Annotated in this window: 6 protein-coding genes and 1 pseudogene; 1 reads left to right on the top strand and 6 read right to left on the bottom strand. The window is 37.3% G+C overall.

Features of this window, described 5'->3' with window-relative positions; translation table 11 throughout:
- Positions 1-168 (top strand): IS3 family transposase (locus AC1DEF_RS28845; RefSeq protein WP_477727735.1); only part of this gene is annotated, 168 nt, incomplete at its 5' end.
- A gap of 21 nt (positions 169-189) precedes the next feature.
- Here AC1DEF_RS28845 and AC1DEF_RS28840 read toward each other — a convergent pair.
- The 6 genes and pseudogenes from AC1DEF_RS28840 to AC1DEF_RS28815 all read right to left on the bottom strand — a co-directional run.
- On the bottom strand, positions 190-750 hold the full coding sequence (locus tag AC1DEF_RS28840) for a L,D-transpeptidase (protein ID WP_097825591.1): 561 nt from the start codon (positions 748-750) through the stop codon (positions 190-192).
- A 458-nt stretch (positions 751-1,208) separates the two neighbouring features.
- Positions 1,209-1,589, bottom strand: a complete 381-nt coding sequence (locus AC1DEF_RS28835) for a hypothetical protein (RefSeq protein WP_097825590.1) — start codon at positions 1,587-1,589, stop codon at positions 1,209-1,211.
- Positions 1,590-1,630: 41 nt separating this feature from the next.
- The gene (locus tag AC1DEF_RS28830) at positions 1,631-2,296 is read right to left on the bottom strand and encodes a restriction endonuclease (protein WP_318331546.1); all 666 of its coding nucleotides are present in this window, start codon (positions 2,294-2,296) and stop codon (positions 1,631-1,633) included.
- Between the two features lie 214 nt (positions 2,297-2,510).
- On the bottom strand, positions 2,511-4,304 hold the full coding sequence (gene ltrA, locus AC1DEF_RS28825) for a group II intron reverse transcriptase/maturase (RefSeq protein WP_097825620.1): 1,794 nt from the start codon (positions 4,302-4,304) through the stop codon (positions 2,511-2,513).
- A gap of 679 nt (positions 4,305-4,983) precedes the next feature.
- A pseudogene (locus tag AC1DEF_RS28820) lies at positions 4,984-5,847 on the bottom strand (toprim domain-containing protein); the annotation flags it as partial.
- A 114-nt stretch (positions 5,848-5,961) separates the two neighbouring features.
- The coding region (locus tag AC1DEF_RS28815; RefSeq protein WP_477727734.1) for a guided entry of tail-anchored proteins factor 1 at positions 5,962-6,251 on the bottom strand (290 nt) is incomplete at its 5' end.

Genomic DNA, 6,251 nt, shown 5'->3' with positions numbered 1-6,251 from the left:
ACCATAAAAAGAGAGCTCATTCATGGTGCCAAATTTACAACACCAGAACAAGCTCGAAAAGAAGTATTTAAATATATAGAGCTCTATTACAATACCAAAAGAATGCATTCTTCTCTGCATTATCTTTCCCCTATTGAATACGAAAAAGCAGCATTCCATGATAAATAAACATGGAATGCTGCTCAGATATTAATTGTTTTTCATCTTGTAGCCTTTGAATTTGTACCCGTATACGCTCGTAAGATCCACAAAGCTTTTATAAGAATACGTAATGGCAACAGGTGTGCCTACTTGGACTTTATCATAAAGCTTTTCGATGTCTGCATTATGCATTCTCACGCAGCCTTGACTCACGTATTTTCCAATGCTGCTTTCATTGTTATTGCCGTGAATGCCGTATGTATCACCATACGTACCGTTAGCATTTAACCCTAACCAACGTTTTCCTAATGGATTGCGAGGATCGCCCCCAGGAATATGTCCTGTATAATAAGGACGATTTTTAATCTTGTTTACGACTTTAAAAAAACCAACTGGTGTTTTGTCCCATGTTTTTCCTGTTGCTACTGGATCAACGATTTCAATATAACCATTATGAAAATACGCAAGCTTGTTGTAGTACTTGTTAATAATAATCAAATCTTGATTCGCTGGCTTACTTACTGCTTCTGTTTTCCCCTGATTTACTCCACATAATGCGACCATTAATAAGGTAAGAACGGTCATCGATTTCATAAAGATGTTTTTCATGAAAATATCTCTCCTCTTTTTTATATGTTTATATGAAATGAAAAAAGCACCTTCCAAATGGAAAGATGCTTATCGTAACGATTATTTAATAAATAAAGAGGCCAACTTTGCATTACAACAAATTGACCTCTTTTTATCTTTATCTTTATTTTCTTTCCCTTAATAGACGGTTATTCTGAGAAATAATAACACTGCTAAAAACAATGGTAGCAACCATACCCAAAATAGAGAAGAACAGTAGTGCCACAAAATTATTATTTGAACGCATAGACGACCTCCATTATTTGTGAATTATTAATATTATTTGAAACCTCCCTGTTTTTATTCTCTATTAGGCACTATTTCAGTTCTACTCCTTGCAGAGAAACACTCTCTGACGAAATTAACTTTTGTTTTGCGTATAACTTCATTCGATGCAAATTTTAGCGCTATACAGTAGGTAAATATTTTATAGTTGTTTATCTAGTAAGACTTGGAACTATAAAATTTTTTATTGCTTCTACTATATTTTTAGAAACCTGTTCATTTGCCTGACTATCTAAATATCGTGGTATGACCTCCCCTATATCCCACACTCCTAAATCAAATGCTTCATTCGTTTTTTTATTCCAAAAACAATGAGTATAAAAGGTAGGGATCTCGTTCAACATCCATCCATTAATATTAAAGTCCACTTTGTTTATATAAGAAACACAATTGTGAAAACGTATTAATATTTCATCTTCACATTGCCCTTGTTCAAGTTCTTCAAAGTTTAAGAGGTACTTCTTTATTAATGCTCTTATATAGTCATTTTCACTATTTTTTAATAGCTCATTTGCTATTTCTACCTTCTCCATTAGCATCAGCTCCTTTTTAGAGCAAGAAAAAACAGACCTTACTATACTGAAGGTCTGCTCTTACTTACTTCCTTATTAATTTTCTCTGTATGACGACAAGAAGGGAAAGAGGAACAGCCAAAAAAGCGAGTACCATTCCCATCTCGTACGACTAGATCTTGCCCACATTTCGGACACTTACGAGGTTCTGGTGTGATATTTTCAAAGATTTCTCGTGCCTTGAAAACAGGATTGACATCATTAATAAACTTTTGAAGATCCGCCCGATCCACTAACGTTACATCACATGCAGCTGCAAGCTCTTTTGCTTGTTTTGTGAAATAACTATTGGTCACGACCCACGCTTGATTCGCTTTATAATACGCTTTTGCCCCATACACTTCTTGTACGGCTGAAATACTAACCCGATTTTTAACTCCATATCGTTTAGCTTGAATGACAATTTTTTCTTTGCCTTTCATCACTAAATCAGCCCCAAAGTCACCAGACTTTTTCGTCACTTGTGGTTTATATCCTAGCTCTTGGAAAAGGGCCTGCAAGTAAATTTCAAATTGGTAACCATCCATTTTATCGATATAGGGCATACCCGATTGGGCTAACTCTTTCATATACCTCCGTTCACGAAGGACACGGTAAGCAAATTGAAAAAGTTTCACTAAAATCATGATAAGAAAGAGGTAAAATACACCTTGAAACACTTTATCCATTCATTGAAAGCTCCTGTTCAGTTTGTTTATTCCGGAGACGTGATGCCACAGGTTGAATGCTTTTTCCATTCTCCTTTAATGTCGGGTAGGTCAGGAATGTTACCATTCCTTCCCCCCCTCAGAACCGTACGTGTGGCTTTCACCACATACGGCTCAAGCATACCTTTATCAGATTGTCTTGGTTTTAATTTGAATGTACCTTGCAAATACATTCTTAGCTTATTACTAGTGTTCTTCTTTTTCTTAGCATTTTAGTAAACGCTATTATTTGTTTCTTGGTTGGTTCTTTTTCCCTTACGGGAAATGTTTTATGCCATAAAATGTGGCAGGAACTATGCACTAACCATAGATTTTTATATTCATCTGTTCCACCTTGAATTTTTGGTTTGCGGTGGTGTTTTTCTAAACCTTCCCCTGTCATCAGAGAAGATTGACATAATGGACATTTGAATTTCTGTCTTTTGGCCATTTTCCTTCTGTAGGCAATATTATCTTTACTAAAATATTTAATGTCTCGTTTTTGATAGTAGTCTGCTAAGTTGCTATCAAAAGGGGAATTTTTATGTTTAATCATTGAGTGCCTAATAATAGGTGTCCATGCCATACGAATTAATTGATAGTTTCGTATTGGATCTGTCAAAAGCCATTTATTCTTACTTTGTCCATACATGTCCGGTTGAAAATATCTTTCGGTTAACCATTTCCAAGATTTTGTTGAATGTAGTCTTTTGAGAAAACGTACAGTTTTCTTGAAAATATAAGCATCCATTTTTGAGAAGATTGTTTTGGATGGTACGGCGCTCCAATAATTTGCATACCCTCGGATAATAGGATTTAAATCCCGAATAAGCCCGGCAACATTTCCTCCTTGGTTCTTACTGAAACATGCTCGAATTTTATCCGTCATTTTAGATTGGGACTTTTTACTTGGTTTAATAATTAGTTTCCATAGGCGGCCTTTTTCCTTGTTAGTAGGATACTGCCGAAAGTTAAAGCCAAGAAAATCGAATCCCTCACTAATGTGAGTGACTTTCGTCTTATCGGGGGCTAGTTCCAATCCCCGTTTGTTTAGATAAGGTTGCAACTTTCCATACATGCTTTCTGCTTCTTCTTTGCTTTCACAAAGAATGACGAAGTCATCCGCATATCGTACCACTGTTTTTGTATCCTTAGTTCCGTGGTATTCAACGCCCTTTCTCATTTTACGACGGTAATTAACACCTATTTCTCTTTCCATTCCATGTAGAGCAATGTTTGCAAGTAAAGGTGATAAAATCCCGCCTTGTGGCGTGCCAAATTCAGTTCTGTTAAATACGTTATTGTCGATGTATCCAGCCGTTAACCATTTCTGGATAGTTCTTTTCGCAGGAAAATCTTTGATTTGCTCCATTATATAGTCATGGTTTAAGTTATCAAAGCATCCTTTGAAATCTCCTTCAAACACCCACTTCTTTTTTGTTCTAGCGTTTATTTTTCTGAAGATAGCTGATGTAGCATCATGAGCACTCCGTTTTGGACGAAATCCATAGGAAATCGGCTCAAAGTGAAATTCCCATTGCGGTTCTAGAGCTAATTTCGCGACATTTTGGTAGACCCTGTCTTTCATAGTAGGAATTCCTAGAGGTCGCAACTTATCACTTTTCCCTTTGGGAATATACTTCCTTAAGGTAGGTGATGGTTTGTGCATAAAGACATTATAATTTCGCATCCTATTATACAATGTGGTTCGTTCTTCGTTGGAAGCAACCTTAAAACCATCTACTCCTGCGCTACGTTTGCCTTTATTAAGTTGGGTGACTTGCCGAATTGAAAGCAGTAATGCTGCTTGGCTTCTCATCAACAGTCGCTGCAAGGATTTTACTTTTCGTTTGTTCCCAAGACTTTCTGCACGATAAATCCGTTGTTGTAACTTCCTGACATACCGTTCCAATCGTATCCAAGGGACATTATTGAAATCAGTAAGTGGAGTAGTCGCGGACACTATCGATGGTTCTGATGTGTTGTTCATCGCATATCTCCTCCTATTAATTGTATAGTTACGTTCCGTTTTTTAGTCGTATTGTACACCAGTTAAAAGTCAGCACTCTTTCGAGTTATGTCATGGATATGGTGCTAATACACCGACATTATACGCCCTTAACTAACCCCGTTAAGTGAGCTTTCGCCCAAGCGCCATTCGCTTCCTTTAACATCCTCTACCCACTTGAGAATTCAGTTTTCCTTACGGTCGACTTACCTAGTAAACTAGGACTCAAGTGGGCTTACCAAGTTCAGCTTGTTTCAGATACGAATGGGACAGACTCCTTCTATTCACCGCCTGATATATTGGTATAAAAATTGATAGCGACGAAATATCAATTCAATCAGGTATGCAATGGTATCAGCTTATGGTTTCCATTGGTACTGGTGACGATGTTTATCAAAGGTTCACATTACGTTAGTCCTTATGTAGGTAAACAACTTCTGATAAGTTGTTTCAACCTACTCTATACCATTCTTTCTCTAGCACTGTGTTCGTTATAAGCTAACGAGTTTCGCACATTTAACTCTCATGCAACCGAACAATGCCGTTACCAGCAAAGCCGTTTCGAGCGAGAACATCCGTTATACTCGGAAGGTTGCCAATCTAAAATACCAAAGTTGGCAACACTGAAAATAAGGGTTAAAGCTGCTTACTTGTCGCACTCGTCGTTCCAATCTTTAGCTCCCTTTGGAATATCTGCTCTTATTAAATCAGCATTAACGATTTGGTTCATTTTGTCAATAAATTCTTTTCCTCCTTGGTCATTATCGACAGCTAACACCATTTCTTTAATGCCTAAGCCTTCTCTTCGAGCTTCGATATAAGACTGTGCAACAGTTTTAGGTTTTAAGCCATTCATACTAATAAGACGTGTATTCTGCAAACTATTCTCTTGTATACTCCAATAAGAAAGCAGATCAATTGGGCTTTCAAAGAAATGAATCTTATTTGGGCGACCAACATCAACTGAAAAGCCTGTATGTGGGTTATCGTTCGGTAAGACTTGTTTAAAAGAACCTCGTTTATTTTTTATCAAAGCTGTTCCTTGTCGATCTGCCCCGATCACTTTTCCTTTGCCCCCATGCTCACGCCATTTAAACACCACATTATTCCGTTTGTCCTGGGCGATTAAGTCTTTTTGAAGAAGCCAGTTAACTAATCGAGGATCTATTTTACGTTCTTTTATGAGATAATCTTTTACTTTGCTTTGATCCTTTACCTCTAACTCTTTTGGATAGCGAAAAGGCTCTTTTGATGGTGAAACCGACGGTTGCTCATGTAACTGAGAAAGCTCTTTATAATCGCCTTTATTGATATCTAATACAGCTTGTGGAAAAGACATCCCATAATACATTTGAGCGAAACTGATTGCTCCGTATCCTGTTTCATTCCGGCTATTCCAAGCGTACATATTTCCTTTGATGAGTAAGCTATCATGTTCCGTATGACGATAATACTTTCCTTCTTTTACAAAGGTTTCGCCTTTGGCTTCCAGATACGACAACAAATCAATATCTCGCGCTTTCATAACCTCCTCCTCCTTGACGTGTTTTCGTTCTCCCACCTAAATCCCTCCTTCAATCCACGATATGAAAAAGGAGAGCTTTTCAGCCCTCCCATTCCGTCTAAACTTTTGCTTTTTTTAACGTTCCATTTCTTGTGGCTCTTTCTGTTTTCTTGAAGAATTTGCTCCACTATTCCGTGCAAAAAACTTCGTAAATCCATTCTGTGATTTCTCTTCTTTTTTCTGCTTGTCATGATCCTTTTTCTCCGTGTCTAAAGCCTTTTCAAGCTTGGTTAATTTCTCACGTTGAGAATCAGTCAAATTGAGCTCTTTTAATTCCTGCAGCACTTCTTTTTTTAATTTGTACACCTTATCAAAGGAATGCTTTTGTTCAAACTCCTTCATTTTGGCCAAACGCTGTTCTTTCT

The sequence above is a fragment of the Priestia sp. 10L35 genome (genome assembly GCF_056395685.1).
The sequence above is the reverse complement of the archived record's forward strand: the minus strand, read 5'-3'. Positions and strand labels throughout refer to the sequence as shown.

What these genes read in the sequence shown, in the direction of transcription:
- AC1DEF_RS28840 (WP_097825591.1), bottom strand. Translation starts at nt 750, where the DNA reads ATGAAAAACATCTTTATGAAATCGATGACCGTTCTTACCTTATTAATG.
- AC1DEF_RS28835 (WP_097825590.1), bottom strand. Translation starts at nt 1,589, where the DNA reads ATGGAGAAGGTAGAAATAGCAAATGAGCTATTAAAAAATAGTGAAAAT.
- AC1DEF_RS28830 (WP_318331546.1), bottom strand. Translation starts at nt 2,296, where the DNA reads ATGGATAAAGTGTTTCAAGGTGTATTTTACCTCTTTCTTATCATGATT.
- ltrA (WP_097825620.1), bottom strand. Translation starts at nt 4,304, where the DNA reads ATGAACAACACATCAGAACCATCGATAGTGTCCGCGACTACTCCACTT.